General features: G+C 70.5%; 19 protein-coding genes. 14 read left to right on the top strand and 5 right to left on the bottom strand.

Annotated features, from left to right (window positions below):
* Window positions 1–105 precede the first annotated feature (105 nt).
* Window positions 106–753: a hypothetical protein gene (locus NE236_RS34790; protein WP_252846486.1), complete on the bottom strand. Its 648-nt coding sequence runs from the start codon at window positions 751–753 to the stop codon at window positions 106–108.
* 18 nt (window positions 754–771) lie between these two features.
* On the opposite strand from NE236_RS34790, the gene pyrE reads away from it, so the two are divergent.
* Window positions 772–1,308, top strand: coding sequence for an orotate phosphoribosyltransferase (pyrE, locus tag NE236_RS34785; protein WP_252846485.1), 537 nt, complete (start codon window positions 772–774; stop codon window positions 1,306–1,308).
* Between the two features lie 235 nt (window positions 1,309–1,543).
* Here the strand turns inward: pyrE and NE236_RS34780 are convergent, their stop codons facing one another.
* Together NE236_RS34780 and NE236_RS34775 are read right to left on the bottom strand one after the other, a co-directional pair.
* Window positions 1,544–1,990, bottom strand: coding sequence for a hypothetical protein (locus tag NE236_RS34780; protein ID WP_252846484.1), 447 nt, complete (start codon window positions 1,988–1,990; stop codon window positions 1,544–1,546).
* Window positions 1,991–2,042: 52 nt separating this feature from the next.
* On the bottom strand, window positions 2,043–2,732 hold the full coding sequence (locus NE236_RS34775) for a DedA family protein (protein ID WP_252846483.1): 690 nt from the start codon (window positions 2,730–2,732) through the stop codon (window positions 2,043–2,045).
* A 103-nt stretch (window positions 2,733–2,835) separates the two neighbouring features.
* On the opposite strand from NE236_RS34775, the gene fbaA reads away from it, so the two are divergent.
* The 4 genes from fbaA to NE236_RS34755 all read left to right on the top strand — a co-directional run bounded on the left by fbaA (window position 2,836) and on the right by NE236_RS34755 (window position 5,693).
* Complete coding sequence (fbaA, locus tag NE236_RS34770) at window positions 2,836–3,858, top strand: class II fructose-bisphosphate aldolase (RefSeq protein WP_252846482.1); 1,023 nt, start codon at window positions 2,836–2,838, stop codon at window positions 3,856–3,858.
* An 85-nt stretch (window positions 3,859–3,943) separates the two neighbouring features.
* Complete coding sequence (locus tag NE236_RS34765) at window positions 3,944–4,435, top strand: winged helix-turn-helix transcriptional regulator (protein ID WP_252846481.1); 492 nt, start codon at window positions 3,944–3,946, stop codon at window positions 4,433–4,435.
* Between the two features lie 128 nt (window positions 4,436–4,563).
* A complete protein-coding gene (locus tag NE236_RS34760; RefSeq protein WP_252846480.1) occupies window positions 4,564–5,097 on the top strand; it encodes a DUF4232 domain-containing protein in 534 nt (177 codons plus the stop codon).
* Between the two features lie 98 nt (window positions 5,098–5,195).
* Complete coding sequence (locus NE236_RS34755) at window positions 5,196–5,693, top strand: GNAT family N-acetyltransferase (protein WP_252846479.1); 498 nt, start codon at window positions 5,196–5,198, stop codon at window positions 5,691–5,693.
* On the opposite strand, the gene NE236_RS34750 is transcribed toward NE236_RS34755, so the two are convergent.
* Window positions 5,690–6,520 carry an aldo/keto reductase gene (locus tag NE236_RS34750; protein ID WP_252846478.1) on the bottom strand — a complete coding sequence of 277 codons (831 nt, stop codon included), beginning with the start codon at window positions 6,518–6,520 and terminating at the stop codon, window positions 5,690–5,692. The two genes, NE236_RS34755 and NE236_RS34750, sit on opposite strands and share 4 nt — an antisense overlap.
* An 86-nt stretch (window positions 6,521–6,606) precedes the next feature.
* Between NE236_RS34750 and NE236_RS34745 the strand changes: the two genes are divergently transcribed.
* The 8 genes from NE236_RS34745 to NE236_RS34710 all read left to right on the top strand — a co-directional run bounded on the left by NE236_RS34745 (window position 6,607) and on the right by NE236_RS34710 (window position 13,617).
* Entirely contained in the window at window positions 6,607–7,020 is a 414-nt protein-coding gene (locus NE236_RS34745) for a DUF3151 domain-containing protein (RefSeq protein WP_252846477.1), read from the top strand.
* A 113-nt stretch (window positions 7,021–7,133) separates the two neighbouring features.
* Window positions 7,134–8,417: an adenylosuccinate synthase gene (locus tag NE236_RS34740; protein WP_252846476.1), complete on the top strand. Its 1,284-nt coding sequence runs from the start codon at window positions 7,134–7,136 to the stop codon at window positions 8,415–8,417.
* Between the two features lie 284 nt (window positions 8,418–8,701).
* On the top strand, window positions 8,702–10,078 hold the full coding sequence (locus NE236_RS34735; RefSeq protein ID WP_252846475.1) for an ATP-binding protein: 1,377 nt from the start codon (window positions 8,702–8,704) through the stop codon (window positions 10,076–10,078).
* Complete coding sequence (locus NE236_RS34730; protein WP_252846474.1) at window positions 10,075–10,488, top strand: roadblock/LC7 domain-containing protein; 414 nt, start codon at window positions 10,075–10,077, stop codon at window positions 10,486–10,488. Before NE236_RS34735 ends, NE236_RS34730 begins: the two co-directional genes overlap by 4 nt.
* Window positions 10,485–10,841, top strand: coding sequence for a DUF742 domain-containing protein (locus NE236_RS34725; protein WP_252846473.1), 357 nt, complete (start codon window positions 10,485–10,487; stop codon window positions 10,839–10,841). Before NE236_RS34730 ends, NE236_RS34725 begins: the two co-directional genes overlap by 4 nt.
* Entirely contained in the window at window positions 10,819–11,424 is a 606-nt protein-coding gene (locus NE236_RS34720) for a GTP-binding protein (protein WP_252846472.1), read from the top strand. Before NE236_RS34725 ends, NE236_RS34720 begins: the two co-directional genes overlap by 23 nt.
* Window positions 11,414–12,760, top strand: a complete 1,347-nt coding sequence (locus NE236_RS34715; RefSeq protein WP_252846471.1) for a cytochrome P450 family protein — start codon at window positions 11,414–11,416, stop codon at window positions 12,758–12,760. Before NE236_RS34720 ends, NE236_RS34715 begins: the two co-directional genes overlap by 11 nt.
* Complete coding sequence (locus tag NE236_RS34710; protein WP_252846470.1) at window positions 12,745–13,617, top strand: glycerophosphodiester phosphodiesterase family protein; 873 nt, start codon at window positions 12,745–12,747, stop codon at window positions 13,615–13,617. The genes NE236_RS34715 and NE236_RS34710 overlap by 16 nt, the downstream gene beginning before the upstream one ends.
* Window positions 13,618–13,688: 71 nt before the next feature.
* On the opposite strand, the gene corA is transcribed toward NE236_RS34710, so the two are convergent.
* On the bottom strand, window positions 13,689–14,792 hold the full coding sequence (gene corA / locus NE236_RS34705) for a magnesium/cobalt transporter CorA (RefSeq protein WP_252846469.1): 1,104 nt from the start codon (window positions 14,790–14,792) through the stop codon (window positions 13,689–13,691).
* A gap of 432 nt (window positions 14,793–15,224) precedes the next feature.
* Here corA and purD point away from each other — a divergent pair, with 432 nt between their 5' ends.
* Window positions 15,225–16,460, top strand: a complete 1,236-nt coding sequence (purD, locus tag NE236_RS34700) for a phosphoribosylamine--glycine ligase (RefSeq protein WP_252846468.1) — start codon at window positions 15,225–15,227, stop codon at window positions 16,458–16,460.
* Window positions 16,461–16,594: the final 134 nt, after the last annotated feature.

Here is a 16,594-nt window from a genome sequence, read left to right as displayed (position 1 = left end):
ACCCGCTTCATGCGTGGGGAATATCCCGCCGGCCTCCCCCAGCGGACATAATGATCATGCCTCCGGGACAGCCGACCGGCACTGTGCCTCTGGTGTGTCGCGGGCTCAGAGGGCGGCGATCAGCGCGGTGAGCGCGTGCACCGTCGCGGCCGGATCGGCGACGGCGGCGAAGTGCCCGCCGTCGTTCGCGGCGACGGTCCAGCCACGCAGCCGGGCCTGCGCGGCCTGTCTCTCGTACGCCGCCGACGTGCGAAGGTATCCGCAGGGCGCGTCGGGCCAGTCCTGCGGCATCGGCAGCGGCTCGGTGAAGAAGCCCTCGTCGCGCGGGCGCGCGGTCACGCCGGCGGGCGGCTCCTCGTCGGGGAACCGCCCACCTGCCTTCAGCGACGCGGCGAACTCCGCGCCGAACGCGCCCGCCTGGTCCAGGCGGCTCGCCCCCGCCGGCGGCGGCAGCTCCGCGTCGACGAAGACGTACCCGCCGACGAGGCGATGCGCCGCGCGCTGGGCCGCGCCGATCGGCGGGAGCAGCGGGCCGGCTCCCCCGTGGCCGACCAGGACGACGGGCGGCCGCACGCCCGCCCTGGTGATCTCCAGCGCCGCGCGGGCGACGTAACGGCCGGCGTACGGCGGCCGGTCGTCGTCGGTGATCTCCGGCACCACGACGTCGTACGGGCCGAGGGCCTCCGGCAGGGTTCCCCAGGCGGACGCGGTGGTCAGCGGACTGTGCAGCAGGACGAGGGTGCCGGGTGTCATGTCGATAGAGTTTCCCCCATGACGGATCGCGACGATCTCCTGGCCGAGATCAAGAGCAAGGCCGTGGTCCACGGCAAGGTGGTCCTGTCGTCCGGGCAGGAGGCCGACTTCTACGTCGATCTGCGCCGCGTGACCCTCGACGGGCGTGCCGCGCCGATCGTCGGGCGGGCGATGCTCGACCTCACCGAGGACCTCGGCTACGAGGCCGTCGGCGGGCTGACGCTCGGCGCCGATCCGGTCGCCACCGCGATGCTGCACGCCGCCGCCGCGCGCGGCAGTCACCTCGACGCGTTCGTCGTGCGCAAGACGGGCAAGGCCCACGGGCTGCAGCGGCGTGTCGAAGGGCCCGACGTCGCCGGGCGCCGGGTGCTCGCCGTGGAGGACACCTCCACGACCGGGGGCTCGGTGCTGACCGCGGTCGAGGCGCTCCGTGAGGCCGGTGCCGACGTCGTCGGCGTGGCCACCATCGTGGAGCGGGGAGCCGGGCCCCGCATCGCCGAGGCGGGGCTGGAGTACCGCTCGGTGTTCACCCTGGACGACCTCGGCCTCGGCTGACCGCCCCGAGAGGCGTGCGGGCCGCAGATCTACCGGACCGCCGCCGCTCGTCCGCAGACCTCCTCGAACGCCGGCGCTCGGCCGCGGAGTCGCCGGCCGGCCGTCGCCGGCCCGCGGACCTCTCAGACGGCCGCTCGGTCGCAGACCCGGCGGACCGTCGCCGCTGGGCCGCAGGCCTGCCGTTCGGCCGTCGCCGTCCCGCTGGACCGTGCCACGGCGCGGCGGGCGCGTCCGCTTACTGCTGGGCCGGGGCCTTGTAGGTGTGCTGCTGTCCGTGCCGTGCCTTCGGCTGCTGCTGACCGTTGACGACGACGCTGACCGTGCTCGCGTCGTCGACATGCAGGATCAGCCGGGTGCCGTTGTACTTCCGGCGCTCGCCATGGGTGAGCGGGCGGTTGTCGATGACGTCGTTGGCGCCGGGCCCGGCCACGTAGATCTGACACTGGGCCACAAGGCACTGGACGTCGATCTCGTTGCCCGACTGGACACTCGGTGGCGCAGTGCCGGACTTGCCGGATTTCTTCGGTGTGACCGCGCCGCTGGCCGAAGGGTCGGGCGTGGATGACGCGGTCTTGGACGCGTCCTTGGCGAGCGCCCCCCACAGCGACACGCCACCAAGGATCACGAGGCCCAACGCCAGGCTGACGGCGAGGACCGCGATGGCTATGCGTGCGAGACCCATGGGGTCTGATCGGTGACGTCCCACAGGGGGAGGTTAGCGATAACCGGGACCGTCAGCGACGGTGACGGCCAGATGGCATCGCCGTCTTCTTGCGGTCATCGGTCTCACCGGCCTTCTTCGGACCCCTCAGCACCTCGCGAATCACCGGAATCACCGAGAGGAGGACGGCCACGGCGACGACCGGAAGGATGAATTTGTCGATCCCCTTCACCCGGTCACCGAGGAAACGTCCGAGCAGGACGATCGACTCGGTCCAGAGCACGCCGCCGATCATGTTGAAGACGAAGAACCGGCCCGCGGACATCTCGAGCATGCCGGCGAGCGGGTTGAGGAAGGTGCGCACGACCGGGACGAAGCGGGCCAGCACGACGGCCTTGGCGGGGCCGAACTTGTTGAAGAGGTTCTCGGCCTTCTCGACGTGGTCCTGCCGGAAGAGCCGGGAGTTCGGCCGGTCGAAGAGTTTCCGCCCGTACTTCGCGCCGAGGAAGTGCCCCACCTGGGCGCCCGCGATCGCGCACACGGGCGCGCCGATCAGCAGGGCCGGGAGCGGCAGCGGCGTGATGTGAGCGGCGCTGGCGGCGGTCGTCGTGGTGAAGACGCCCGCGGTGACCAGCAGCGTGTCACCGGGCAGGAAGAACCCGACGAGCAGACCGGTCTCGGCGAAGATGACGGCGAGGATTCCCACGAGTCCGAACGTCGCGATGAGGGACTGAGGATCCATGATGTTCACGGCGAGGGCCACGGGCCGAGAGTACCGGTAGGCGTGCCATGGTCCGGGCCGGGCAGGGATTTCGAGATACTGGAGTGGAGCAGTGCCGGGAGCCACGCCCAAGGAAGGAACAGCCATGCCCATCGCGACCCCAGAGATATACGCGGAGATGCTCGATCGGGCAAAGCGCCAGGGCTTCGCCTACCCCGCGATCAACGTCACCTCGAGCCAGACGCTGAACGCCGCCCTGCGCGGGTTCGCCGAGGCCGAAAGCGACGGGATCGTCCAGGTCTCGACCGGAGGTGCGGACTTCCTCTCCGGCACCACGGTGAAGGACATGGTCACGGGCGCGACGGCGCTCGCGGAGTACGCGCGCGTGGTCGCCGAGAAGTACCCGGTGCAGATCGCTCTGCACACCGACCACTGCCCGAAGGACAAGCTCGACGGCTTCATGAAGCCGCTGATCAAGATCTCCCAGGAGCGGGTGGCGCGCGGCGAGGAGCCGCTGTTCCAGTCGCACATGTGGGACGGCTCGGCCGTTCCCCTCGAGGAGAACCTGCAGATCGCGGCGGAGCTCATCGAGGAGTGCGCCAAGGCGCGCGTCATCATGGAGATGGAGATCGGCGTCGTCGGCGGCGAAGAGGACGGCGTCGTCGGGGAGATCAACGAGAAGCTGTACACCACGCCCGGGGACGCCCTGGCCACGATCGAGGCCGTGGGCCTCGGCGAGAAGGGCCGTTACCTTCTCGCCGCGACGTTCGGCAACGTGCACGGCGTCTACAAGCCGGGGCACGTGAAGCTGCGGCCGGAGGTCCTGAAGGAGATCCAGGACGTCGTCGGCGAGCGTTACGGCAAGGAGAGGCCCTTCGACCTGGTCTTCCACGGGGGTTCCGGCTCCACGCTGGAGGAGATCCGGGAGGCGGTGTCGTACGGCGTCGTGAAGATGAACATCGACACCGACACGCAGTACGCCTTCACCCGGCCGGTCGCGGACCACATGTTCAAGAACTACGACGGCGTCCTGAAGATCGACGGCGAGGTCGGCAACAAGAAGGCCTACGACCCGCGCGCGTACGGCAAGGCCGCCGAGGCGGGCATGGCCGCGCGCATCGTGGAGGCGTGCGAGCACCTCCTGTCGCAGGGCACCAAGATCAAGTAAGCACCGCGATCGACGAGCGGGGACGACCGGACGGCGCGGCCGTCCCCGCGTTGCTTGACGAAACCCTGCGGCCTACGCTGGAAACGTGCTCAACCGCACGTACGACGACCAGAACTGCTCGATCGCCCGGGCGCTCGAAATCGTGGGCGACCGCTGGACCCTGCTGGTGATCCGTGACGCGTTCGAGGGCGTCCGCCGGTTCGACGACTTCCAGGCGAGCCTGGGCGTGGCGCGCAACGTCCTCACGGACCGGCTGAACCGCCTGTGCGACGAGGGCATCCTCCGGCGGCACCTCTACCAGGAGCGGCCCGAGCGTTACGAATACCGCCTGACCCGCAAGGGCGTGGGCCTGTGGCCCGCGATGATGTCCCTGCTGCTGTGGGGCGATCAGCACTACGCCGAGAACGGCTCGCCCCTCGTCGTCGTCCATCGCGGCTGCACCGGTCGGCTGACGCCGGCCCTGACCTGTTCGGAGTGCGGCGCCTCTCTGGGCCCGACCGACATCGACCCGCGGCCCGGCCCTGGCGCCCTGCCGACCGACCGGGTCGTCCAGCAGGCCCGCCAGAGCACACCTTGATCATTGATCATGCTTTCTTGATCATTTTTGCCAGAACCCCAGAACGATCTCGGTAGCGTCGGCGTCTCAATCCGTGAACACCGACCGCCGGGCGCTCCGCGCCCGCCGACCCTCCTGGGGAGTTCATGATGCGAGACAAGAACCTTCGCCGTATGCGGATCGCCGTCGTCACCGGTGCCGTTGCCGCCGGCTCGATCGCCGCCGCCGCGCCCGCCATGGCCGGCACCACGACCGCCACACCTGCCTGCAAGGCCGCGAACCTCACGGTCCGCCTCACCCACATCGACGCCGGCGCCGGCCAGCGGTACGCGACACTCGACTTCACGACCAAGAAGACCTGCGTCCTGCGCAACAACCTGAAGGGCTTCACCTACGCGGTCCCCGGCAAGAAAGGGAAGACGCGCAACGTTTCCGTCCACACCTACCGGGATACCGGCTACTCCGCCAAGCAGGCGGTCGTCCTCAAGCCCAGCAAGCACGGCAAGGGCGGCACTGTCGGCCACCTCGTCGTCCACTGGAGCGCCGTGGCGGACAAGCAGATCGCCCCGAAGGCCCTCAAGTTCAACCTCCCGGCTGCCGGCGGCCGCGCCACCGTGACGTGGAAGCAGCTGGTCGACGGTGACCTCCGCCTCGGCATCGGAGCTCTGTCGCTCCACCGCTGACCGGACGGTCGAGGGCCGGAGGGGATGTTCCCCTCCGGCCCTCTTTCGTTCATGCCGGGAGTTGCTTCACGCAACTTGTGGATGCTCCAATGGGTTTCGTGACGAAACTGATGGCTCGGACGGCACTCGGCGTACCGACGGTCGACGTGCGGCCCTACGACGGCGGTGACCGGGAGGGCGTCCTGCGGATGCGGCTGTCGCTGCGGAGCCTCTACCACCGGTTCTTCGCCGGCACGCCGCACATCCCGGCCTTCTACGCCGGCACCCTCGACCGCGTCGACCACCAGGATCGCGACGCGGTGATCGCGGTGGCGGGGCCCGAGGTCGTGGGGATCGCCGAGTACACGCGGGACACGGCCCTGCCGTGGGTCGCGGACATCGGGGTCGTGGTCGCGGACCCCTGGCACCGGCAGGGCGTCGCCACGCGGCTGATCGGGAACCTGACCGTATCGGCCCGGCGGCACGGGATCACCGAGCTGCGCGCCGACGTGCTGGCGGGCAACCGCGCCGCGCGCGCCGCGATCCACGGCCTGTGGCCGCGTGCCCTCGCCGCCCGCGGCGACGAGGGCACCGTGATCTACCGACTGCCCATTTAAGACAGCGCGGCGAACTGCTCGTCGGTCAGGGTGATGTTCGCGGCGCCCATGTTCTCCTCCAGGTGCGCCACGGAGCCGGTACCGGGGATCGGCAGCATCACCGGCGAGCGCCGGAGCAGCCACGCCAGCGCGACCTGCGAAGGGGTCGCGTCCAGCTCCTTGGCGATGTTGTCGAGGTGGCCGCCCGGCTTGGTGAGGTCGCCCACGGCCAGCGGGAACCACGGGATGAACCCGATGTTCTCCCGCTCGCAGTAGTCGAGGACGTCCTCGGACTGGCGGTTCGCGAGGTTGTAGAGGTTCTGGACGGTGACGATCGGAACGATCTCCCGCGCCTTCTCGATCTCCTCGACGCTGACCTCGGACAGGCCGATGTGCCGGATCCTGCCCTCGTCGCGCAGGTCGCGCAGCTCCCCGAGCTGGTCGGCGAGCGGTACCTCCGGGTCGATGCGGTGCAGCTGGAACAGGTCGATCCGCTCCAGGCCCAGCCGGCGCAGGCTCATGAGCGCCTCCTGGCGGAGGTACTTCGGGTGCCCGAGCGGCTGCCACTCGTCCGGGCCCGTCCGGACCAGCCCGGCCTTGGTTGCGATCGTCACCCCGTCGTACGGGTGCAGCGCCTCGTGGATCAGCTCCTCGGACACGTACGGGCCGTACGAGTCGGCCGTGTCGATGAAGTCCACGCCGAGCTCGACGGCGCGCCGCAGCACGCGGAGAGCCTCCTCACGATCGGCGGGAGGACCCCAGATGCCGGGTCCGGTGATCCGCATGGCGCCGTAGCCGAGGCGGTTGACGGTCAGGTCACCACCGATGGCGAACGTGATTTCGGTCATGCCACAACCGTACCGAGCGTCGAAAAGCGCGAAGTTTCCCCTCCTCCGGAATAGGAGATCGTCGCTGAATTGGGCAGGATGACCCCATGGAGCCACAGAACCTTCTCGGCGGGCCGGCCCCGACCGAGCTGCCGGACATCGACGAGGCCCGACAGTCCCTGGAGGCCGGCGTCGACCCCTTCGAGGTCACCGCCCGGTTCCCGACGTACCCGGCCGCCTGGGCCGAGCTCGCCGACCGCGCCTTCGGGAAGGGTGACGTGATCGAGTCGTACGCCTACGCCCGCACCGGCTACCACCGCGGCCTCGACCAACTGCGCCGCGCGGGATGGAAGGGTCACGGCCCGATCCCCTGGGAGCACGCGCCGAACCGCGGATTCCTGCGCGCCCTGCACGCCCTGGCCCGGGCCGCCGCGGCGATCGGCGAGGACGACGAGGCCGAACGCTGCCGGACGTTCCTGCGGGACTCCAGCCCCACGGCCGCCGAGGTCCTGGCCACTTGACCGGCTCCTGCCGTTTTCCTCGCGGTCATCCGGCGGGTACTCTCTGATCGCAAGAGCCCCTGTCGCTGCTGCTTGCGCCAGGGGCTTCGTCGATGCCAGGGGAGAGAACTCCTATGCCGGCCATCGTGCTCGTCGGCGCCCAGTGGGGTGACGAAGGCAAAGGCAAGGCCACCGATATTCTCGGCGGCGACGTCGACTATGTCGTCCGGTACCAGGGCGGCAACAACGCGGGGCACACCGTCGTCATCGGCGACCAGTCCTACGCCCTGCACCTGCTTCCATCGGGGGTGCTCTCCCCGGACGTCATACCCGTGATCGGCAACGGCGTGGTCATCGACCCCGGCGTGCTGCTGAAGGAGATCGACGGGCTGCAGGTGCGGGGGGTGAGCTGCGACCGGCTGCTGATCTCGGCCAACGCGCACTTGATCATGCCCCACCACAAGGCCCTGGACAAAGTGAGCGAGCGGTACCTCGGCAGGGCCCGGATCGGTACCACCGGCCGCGGCATCGGCCCGGCGTACGGCGACAAGATCGCGCGCATGGGCATCCGGGTGCAGGACCTGCTCGACCCCGGCATCCTCCGGCAGAAGCTCGAACTCGCGCTGCGCGACAAGAACCAGATCCTCGCCAAGGTGTACAACCGGCGTGCCATCGAGATCGACCCGATCATCGAGGAGTACATCGCGTACGGCGAGCGGCTGCGCCCGCACATCGCCGACACCGCGCTCGTGGTCAACAAGGCGCTCGACGAGGGCCGGCTGATCCTGCTGGAGGGCGCCCAGGGCACCCTCCTCGACGTCGACCACGGCACGTACCCCTTCGTCACCTCCTCCAGCCCGACCTCGGGCGGGGCGTGCGCGGGCTCCGGCGTCGGCCCGACGCGCATCACCAAGGTGATCGGCATCCTGAAGGCCTACACCACCCGCGTCGGCTCCGGGCCGTTCCCGACCGAGCTGCTCGACGAGACCGGCGAATGGCTGCGCGTCACCGGCGGCGAGTACGGCGTCACCACCGGCCGCAACCGCCGCTGCGGCTGGTTCGACGCGGTGATCGCCCGCTACGCGACGCGGGTGAACGGTGTCACCGACTACTTCCTCACCAAGCTCGACGTGCTGTCCGGCCTGGAGAAGGTGCCGGTCTGCGTGGCGTACGACATCGACGGCGAGCGTTGCGACGAACTGCCGATGACGCAGACCGGGTTCCACCACGCCAAGCCGATCTACGAGGAGCTCGACGGCTGGCAGGAGGACATCTCCGAGTGCAAGACGTTCGAGGACCTGCCGAAGAAGGCGCAGGACTACGTCCGGGCGCTGGAGGACATGTCGGGCGCCCAGATCAGCGCCATCGGCGTCGGCCCCGGCCGGGACCAGACGCTTCAGCTGCGCTCCCTGGTCTGACGCACCGACTCGGCGGCCCCGACCTCTCGGGGCCGCCGGGTCGTATGTGACCGGACCTTTATTCGGAGGATCTTTTTCCGTATCTCCCTGGCAGGCCAAGATCACCGGCTGTAGTCTTTGCGACTTACGTGAGTTCTGCCCCGCAACGTGACGTCGGAGGCTGGATGTCCGTCCTCGCCGAATTTCCCCCTGCCGGGGTGACCGGGTTTCGGACATCGCCGCTCCGCGGCATGGAGCGATCACTCACCCTTTCTTCCCGCCTCAAGGATCTGAGGGAGCGATATATGTCGGCGGTGGCATTCGTATGCCTGACGGCCGGGCTCCTGGCCGCCGTGGTCCTGTTGGTCCGCCAGCAGCAGATCACCTCCCGGCTCCGCCGGCGGAACGCCGCGCTGGAGGAGATGACCCGCGTCCGTGACGAGGAGCTGGGCTATCTCGTCCGTGTCCGCGTCCCGGCCCTGGCGGACTTCTTCCAGGGCAAGCCGGTCGAGGTGCCCGGTCCTCTCAATCCGGCTTTCGCCGGAACCAGTACCGAGCAGGGCATCAGGGCGATCCTGGGGATGTTCGCCGAGTACGCCGAGACCGCGAAGGATCGCGCCGACCAGGCGGCGAAGGTGACGCTCAAGGCCATGATGCGCGCCGTGCAGAGCCTGACCAACGAGCAGCAGCTGACCATCTCCACCATGCAGGAGCGCCACGACGACCCCGACGTGCTCGGGGGCCTGATGAAGATCGACCATATGAACGCCCAGCTCGGCCGCCGGGCGCAGGCCACCTCCGTACTCTGCGGGTCCTGGCCGGGCCAGCAGCGCTCCGCCGCCGCGCTGGTCGACGTCGTCCGCGGAGCCACCTCCCGCATCCGCGACTACCTGCGCGTCCAGGTCCAGACGCAGGCGAACCTCGCCGTCGTCAGCCGCGTGGTCGAGCCGGTCGTCCTGACGGTCGCCGAGCTCCTCGACAACGCCGCACGTCACTCCCAGCCGAACACCATGGTCGAGGTGAACTTCCGGCAGACCCACAACGGCGTCGCCATCGTGATCGACGACGCCGGAGTCGCCATGGACGCGGAGGAACTGCAGCGGGCGGAGCGGCTCCTGTCCGGACGGGAGTCCACGGACATCAACCGGCTCGGCGACCCGCCCCAGGTCGGGTTCGCCGTGGTCGGCGTGCTCGCCGCGCGGTACGGATTCCGAGTCTCCGTCGACAGCCGCTCCCCGTACGGCGGGGTGCGCGCCGTGGTCTTCCTCCCGAGCGAGCTGCTCACCCGCGTCGACACCGAACCGGCACCGGTGCACGCCCAGTCACTCCCGGTGCACACCCAGTCGCGCCCGATGCGTGCCGAGCCACGACCGGTGCACGCCGCGCCGACCCCGCCGATCCCGCCGACCCCGGCCCTGTCATCCGAATGGGAGGAGCGACCGGTGACCGAGTGGGAGGAGCGTCCGGTGACCGAGCGGGAGGAGCGTCCGTTGACCGCCAACGGCCTGCCGAAGCGCCGACGTGTCACCCCGACGGGCGAGCAGCCCGTCCCCTCGGCCGGGGCACCACCCTCCACCCGCCCGGCGGATGAGATCGCCTCCGGGATGGGCGCCTGGCAGCGTGGTTCCCGAGCCGGCCGCGTCCCCGTTTCTCCCGAGTCCGAAGGGAATGTCGCCGAATGATCGATAGCGCGAACAACAAGCTCGGCTGGATGCTCGACGATGCCCTGAAGATGCCGCAGACGCGGCACGCCATCCTTCTTTCCGCCGACGGGCTGCTGGTGGCCCACTCCGAGCGCATCGGCCGCGACGACGCCGAACGCCACGCGGCCGGGATGTCCGGACTGCAGTCGCTGGCCCGCGCCTCGGCGGAGTTCTGCGGCGACCCGCACACCACCTGGCGCCAGACCGTCAGCGAATTCGATGGCGGGTACGTCTTCCTCGTCGCCGCGGGCCCCGGCGCGTACCTCGCGGTCTCCACCACGGAGCGCGTCGACATGGAGGCGATCTCCTTCCGCCTTCAGGAACTCGTTCAGCGTCTGGGCAAGGAGCTGTCCGCCCCACCGAGGCATACCCCGGGCGTCACGGCATGAGCCCGAACCGGCGCGAACGCGCGCTGGTCCGGCCGCACGTGGTGACCGGCGGGCGCGCCCGCCCGACCCGCAATATCTTCGACCTGGTCACGCTCGTCATGGCCGCACGCTCCGAGGTCACCGGCCTCAACCCGGAGAAACGGCGGGTGATGGAGCTGTGCCGGGGCGGGGCCCTCTCGGTGGTGGAGGTCGCCGGGCATCTCGGCCTGCCCGTCAGCGTCACCAAGGTCCTGCTGTCGGATCTCGTGGACAGCGGCCACATCGTGACCCGCGTCGCCGGGCCGGTGGACACCGGCCCCGCCTCGACCCTGCTTCTCCAGGAGGTGCTCGATGGACTCCGCGCTCGTCTCTGACGGCACGTATGTGCGCGATACCGTACGGACCTCGGTCAAGGTGCTGATCGTCGGTCACTTCGCCGTCGGCAAGACGACGCTGGTCGGCACCTTGTCGGAGATCCGGCCGCTGCGCACCGAGGAACGCATGACGCAGGCCGGCGCCCTGGTCGACGACCTCGCCGGGGTGCCGGACAAGCAGACGACCACCGTCGCCATGGACTTCGGCCGGCTGACGCTGAGCGAGAGTCTGGTGCTCTACCTGTTCGGGACCCCCGGCCAGCACCGGTTCACGCAGCTGTGGCACGACCTGTCGCGCGGAGCCCTCGGCGCGCTCGTGCTGGCGGACACCCGGCGGCTCGAGCAGTCCTTCGACATCATGAACTTCCTCGAGGAGCAGAAGCTCCGGTACGCCGTCGCGATCAACCAGTTCGACGACGGCCCGTCCTTCCCGGAGGAAGAACTCCGCGAGGCCCTCGATCTGCTGCCCTCCACGCCGCTCGTCACCTGCGACGCGCGTGACCGGGCGTCCTCGACCCGCGCGTTGATCGCCCTCGTCGAGTACCTCGTCCAGATCGAGCAGAAGAGGATCCGTGACCTCTGACAGCTCGGCGCCCGTCATCACCTCGCCGCCCGGCCCGGGCTGCCCCGCGCACGGCGGACGCACGCCGCTGTACGGACCGGAGTTCGCGGCCCGCCCGGCCCGGGTGTACGCCTCCCTGCGCGGGTACGGCCCGGTCGCCCCCGTCGAGCTGGCCCCGGGCGTCCCGGCGTCTCTGGTCATCTCCTACGACGCCGCCCTCCAGGTGCTGCGCGATCCCGACACCTTCCCCAAAGACGCACGCCGATGGGAGCGGACCGTCTCGCCGGACTCCCCGGTGGTGCCGTTCTTGAAGTACCGGCCGGCCTGCGACAAGACCGACGGCGCCGAGCACGCACGGTTGCGCGCGGCGGTCTCCGACGGCCTGTCCCGCATCGACCTGAACACGCTGCGCGAGTCCGTCGAACGCCACTCCGAGGCGCTCATCAGGCGATTCGCCGCCAAGGGCGCGGCCGACCTGCGAACCGAGTACGCGCTGGTCCTGCCCCTGCTGGTGTTCAATGAAATCCTGGGCTGCCCCCCGGAGATCGGCGACCGCATCGCCGTCGCCATGCAGGGGCTCGTCGACAACGTCGACACGGCGAAGAACAACCAGATCCTGCTCGAGGCCACCGGCGAGCTGGTCGCGCTCAAGCGCGCGCGACCCGCCGAGGACCTGACCAGCTGGCTGCTGAGCCACCCGGCGCGGCTCACCGACGAGGAGTTGACCGAACAGCTCATCCCGCTCATCGGGCTCGCCACCGAGCCGGAGCAGAACCTCATCGCGAACGGTCTGCGGCTGCTGCTGTCCGACGACCGGTTCGCCGGTGACCTGTCCGGGGGCAGTCTGCCGGTCGAGGACGCCCTCGACGAGGCCCTGTGGACGGATCCACCGATCGCGAACTGGGCGATCAGCTATCCCGTGAAGGACGTCGAGTTCCGAGGCGTACGGCTGCCGGCGGACCAGCCCGTCGTCATCGGCTTCGCCGCCGCCAACACCGACCCGGCGACCGTGTCCGCGAACCGGACGGGCAACCGCGCCCACCTGGCCTGGGGCGCGGGTCCGCACACCTGCCCGGTCCAGGGGCAGGCACGCCTGATCGCCTCGGTCGCCATGGAGAAGCTGCTCGACGCGCTGCCGGACATGGAGCTGGCCGTTCCCGCCGACCGCCTGGAGTGGCGGCCCGGGTTCGCCCAGCGCGCCCTGTCCTCGCTGCCCGTCCGTTTCCCGCCCGTCCAGGTCCCCCCGCGTCCGGCCCGGTCGGCCGGGGGTGCGACCATGCGCCCGCCGGCCGGTGTCCCGGCGCCGCGCGAGGCCGCACATCCCGGCTTCCTGGCCCGCTGGTGGCACGGCGAGTGACCCTCGGCCTGCTCGCCCGTACCCTGGGGCAGGTGGAGATCCAGGGGCACCGCGGGGCGCGGGGACTGTGGCCGGAGAACACCCTTCCGGGGTTCGCCAGAACGCTCGAGCTGGGCGTCGACGTACTGGAGCTGGACGTCGCGCTGACCGCGGACGGCGTCCCGGTGCTCCATCACGACCAGGCGCTGAACGCCGGGACGGTACGGGACCGGGGGCCGTGCCGGCCGCGCGATCCCCTGTTCCCCTACGTCGGCCGCCCGATCGGGGAGCTGACGCTCGCGCAGATCAAGACGCTCGACGCCGGGATTATCAACAGGCGATTCGCGCAAACGCAGACGCCGATCCCCGGCGCCGAGGTGCCGACGCTGGCGGAGCTGTGCGAGCTGGTCGCCCCGCACGACGTACGGCTCGCGGTGGAGATCAAGACCGACCCGTCCTGGCCGGACATCGAAACGATCACGGTCGCCGCGGTGAAGGTCCTGGAGTCGTACGGCCTGACGGAGCGGTCGCGGCTGCTGGCGTTCGACTGGCGGGTGCTGGGGGTGGCGCGTGAGCTGCTGCCCGGCGGGGATCGGGTGGCGCTGGTCGAGCCGGACACCCTCGACGCGTCGTGGATGGCCGGGCGTGATCCGGCGGGCGGCCTGGTCGCCGCCGCGGCCGATGCCGGGGCGACCATGATCTCCCCGAACAGGGTCATGGTCATCCCGGAACTGGTCGCGGCGGCGCACGCCCGTGACCTGCGCGTCGTCCCGTGGACGGTCAACGATCCGGCCGAGATGGCGCGGCACGTCGCGTTCGGCGTGGACGCGATCGTCACCGACTACCCCGACCGCCTCCGGACGGTGCTGGGGCGCTGAGCCCGAAGGCCCTCACCTATTTCAAGATCATCCACCCGTGTCGCCGTCACCAACCTCCGTGGTCAGTACACCTAGAGCCAGCCGTTGCGGCGGAAGCCGCGGTAGAGGACGAAACAGGCGCCGGCGATGACTCCCAGGGCGGCCAGGTAGCCGTACTTCCAGTGCAGCTCCGGCATGTGCGTGAAGTTCATGCCGTACACGCCGGTGATCGCCGTCGGCATCGCGAGGATCGCCGCCCAGGCGGAGATCTTGCGCATGTCGTGGTTGTCGGTGACGGTCACCTGGGTGAGGTGCGCCTGGAGGATGGGGGTGAGCAGCTCGTCGCAGGACTCGACCTGCTCGCGCACACGGGTGAGGTGGTCGTCGACGTCGCGGAAGTATTCGCGGATCTCGGCCGGGACGAAGCGGCGGGCCGCGAGATTGCGCAGCGGTCCGGACAAGGGGCCGACGGCGCGCTTGAGCTGGATGACCTCGCGCTTCAACCGATAGATCCGCTCGGCCTGGTTGGTGGCGTCGGCGGAGAAGACGTTCTCCTCGACCTCGTCGATGTCCTGCTGGACGTCGTTGCCGACGGAGATGTAGTCGTCCACGACCCGGTCGATGATGGCGTGCAGGACGGCGGCGGGGCCGAGGGCGAGGCGCTCCGGGGTCTCCTCGAGACGCCGCCGGACGGGGGCGAGCGCTCCGTGCTCGCCGTGACGGACGGTGACGATGAAGTCGGGACCACAGAAGATCATGATCTCGCCGGCCTGCACGGTCTCCGTGCCGCCGCGCTCGACGTACCCGATCGTCTTCATGACGACGAACTGCACGTCGTCGTAGCGCTCCAGCTTCGGCCGCTGGTGGGCGTGGACGGCGTCCTCGACGGCGAGCGGGTGCAGACCGAACACCTCGGACAGCCGCTCCAGCTCGGCGGCGTCCGGCTCGTGCAGCCCGACCCAGACGAAACGGTCGCCCTGCTCGGCGTCTTCGGGGAGGTCGTCGGGGGCACGGACGAGCTCGACGGCGTCGGCGAGGCTGGCGGTGTCGACGCGCTTGCCGTCGACGTACGCCGCCCAGTCGATGAGTGCGGACCTCTCGTTGATCGACTCACCCGCCGAGATGCGGCCGGGGCGGGCGAGCGGCTTGAACAGGACGCGGGTGGCGCGCCCGGGGCGAACCCTGGTCATGGCCATGGGGGAACTCCTAACCCTGGCCCGGCCCCACGCGCGGCAGCGCGCGTCAACCCGGGATCAGAGCGGGGAGCGCGCGCCGGAGGCGGCCGGACGCCGAGTAGAGATGGTCGGATCGTGAGGAGGCTCGGCGTTACTGCAAGGATCGCCAGGACTCATTCCAACCACCTCCTTCGGGTCGTCGGCGTCAGAGCACGAGGCTCTAAGATTACACCGGGTAATTAAGGACGCCCCGGCAGGGCAACCGGTTCACACGTTTCCCGGATTATTCGAAAAATCACTGCCGTCGCCCGGTCGGCCCCGGCACCGCACGGCCCTCCGCGGCGGCGCGCCTCGGAGCGTACGGGCGTCGGCTCTGCTCAGACCAACACCGCCGGGCCGTCGGCGCTTCCCTCGCCAGTCCGGAAAACCGGAGATCTCGATAGGCTTCGCACCGTGCGAGTCCTCGTTCTCGGCTCGGGCGGGCGCGAACACGCGCTGGTCCGCTCCCTTGCCCAAGACCCTGACGTCACCGCGCTGCACTGTGCGCCCGGCAACGCCGGCACCGCCGCGCTCGCGGACAACCATGTCCTGGATCCCACCGATCCGGTCGCCGTGGTCGAGCTCGCCCAGCGCCTCATGGCACAGCTCGTCGTGATCGGCCCCGAGGCGCCCCTGGTCGCGGGCGTGGGCGACGCCCTGCGCCGGGCCGGGCTCCTGTGCTTCGGGCCGGACGCGGCGGCGGCGCGGATCGAGGGGTCCAAGGCGTTCGCCAAGGAGATCATGCAGGCGGCCGGCGTCCCGACCGCCGACGCCCGGGTCTGTGAGAGCGCCGGCGAGGTGGAGGCCGCGCTCGACGCGTTCGGCCCGCCGTACGTGGTCAAGGACGACGGGCTGGCCGCGGGCAAGGGCGTCGTCGTCACCGAGGACCGTGCGGCGGCCGAGCGGCACGCCGCCGAGTGCGATCGGGTCGTCGTCGAGGAGTACCTCGACGGGCCGGAGGTCTCGCTGTTCGCGCTGACCGACGGCACCACGGTCGTCCCGCTGCTGCCGGCGCAGGATTTCAAGCGCGCCCACGACGACGACCAGGGACCCAACACCGGCGGCATGGGGGCCTACACCCCGCTGCCCTGGGCGCCCGCGGGTCTGGTCGACGAGGTCGTACGGACGGTCGTCCAGCCGACCGTGGACGAGCTGCGCCGCCGCGAGACGCCCTACTCCGGCGTCCTCTACGCCGGGCTCGCGCTGACGTCGACGGGCGTCCGGGTGATCGAGTTCAACGCCCGGTTCGGCGACCCGGAGACCCAGGTCGTGCTCGACCGGCTGGCGACCCCGCTCGGCGCGTTGCTGCAGGCGTGCGCGGTCGGGGGACTCGGGTCCGCGCCGGAGCTGGAGTGGCGGCCGGGCGCGGCGGTCACGGTGGTGATCGCTGCGGAGAACTACCCCGGCAAGCCGACGATCGGCGACCCGATCGCCGGGGTCGAGGACGCCGAAACGGTGGAGGGCGCGTACGTCCTGCACGCCGGCACCAAGCTGCACGAGGGGCTGCCGGTCTCGGCCGGCGGACGGGTGCTGAACGTCGTCGGCACCGGTCCCGACATCGCCGCCGCCCGTGCCACGGCCTACGCCGCCGCCGAGCGGATCCGGCTGCGCGGTGCGCACTACCGTACGGACATCGCGGCGAAGGTCTGACCGGCCACTGAGCGGCGAGCCGACGAGCGAGCGGAGTGGCCGGTGAGGGACGAGCCGGCCGCGGAGCGAGTGAGGAGGGGAGCGCGACCAGGAGGCTGAGCGGCGAGCCGACGGCGTCCCGCCCACGAACAGCA

Origin of the sequence: Actinoallomurus purpureus, from assembly GCF_024055795.1 — a bacterium.
GTDB classification, from domain to species: domain Bacteria; phylum Actinomycetota; class Actinomycetes; order Streptosporangiales; family Streptosporangiaceae; genus Actinoallomurus; species Actinoallomurus purpureus.
This window is presented reverse-complemented; position numbering and strand designations above follow the sequence as displayed.

Excerpts from the sequence above, each read along its gene's own strand:
- NE236_RS34790 (WP_252846486.1), bottom strand. The coding sequence starts at position 753 with ATGACACCCGGCACCCTCGTCCTGCTGCACAGTCCGCTGACCACCGCG.
- pyrE (WP_252846485.1), top strand. The coding sequence starts at position 772 with ATGACGGATCGCGACGATCTCCTGGCCGAGATCAAGAGCAAGGCCGTG.
- NE236_RS34780 (WP_252846484.1), bottom strand. The coding sequence starts at position 1,990 with ATGGGTCTCGCACGCATAGCCATCGCGGTCCTCGCCGTCAGCCTGGCG.
- fbaA (WP_252846482.1), top strand. The coding sequence starts at position 2,836 with ATGCCCATCGCGACCCCAGAGATATACGCGGAGATGCTCGATCGGGCA.
- NE236_RS34760 (WP_252846480.1), top strand. The coding sequence starts at position 4,564 with ATGCGAGACAAGAACCTTCGCCGTATGCGGATCGCCGTCGTCACCGGT.
- NE236_RS34750 (WP_252846478.1), bottom strand. The coding sequence starts at position 6,520 with ATGACCGAAATCACGTTCGCCATCGGTGGTGACCTGACCGTCAACCGC.
- NE236_RS34745 (WP_252846477.1), top strand. The coding sequence starts at position 6,607 with ATGGAGCCACAGAACCTTCTCGGCGGGCCGGCCCCGACCGAGCTGCCG.
- NE236_RS34740 (WP_252846476.1), top strand. The coding sequence starts at position 7,134 with ATGCCGGCCATCGTGCTCGTCGGCGCCCAGTGGGGTGACGAAGGCAAA.
- NE236_RS34735 (WP_252846475.1), top strand. The coding sequence starts at position 8,702 with ATGTCGGCGGTGGCATTCGTATGCCTGACGGCCGGGCTCCTGGCCGCC.
- NE236_RS34730 (WP_252846474.1), top strand. The coding sequence starts at position 10,075 with ATGATCGATAGCGCGAACAACAAGCTCGGCTGGATGCTCGACGATGCC.
- NE236_RS34725 (WP_252846473.1), top strand. The coding sequence starts at position 10,485 with ATGAGCCCGAACCGGCGCGAACGCGCGCTGGTCCGGCCGCACGTGGTG.
- NE236_RS34720 (WP_252846472.1), top strand. The coding sequence starts at position 10,819 with ATGGACTCCGCGCTCGTCTCTGACGGCACGTATGTGCGCGATACCGTA.
- corA (WP_252846469.1), bottom strand. The coding sequence starts at position 14,792 with ATGGCCATGACCAGGGTTCGCCCCGGGCGCGCCACCCGCGTCCTGTTC.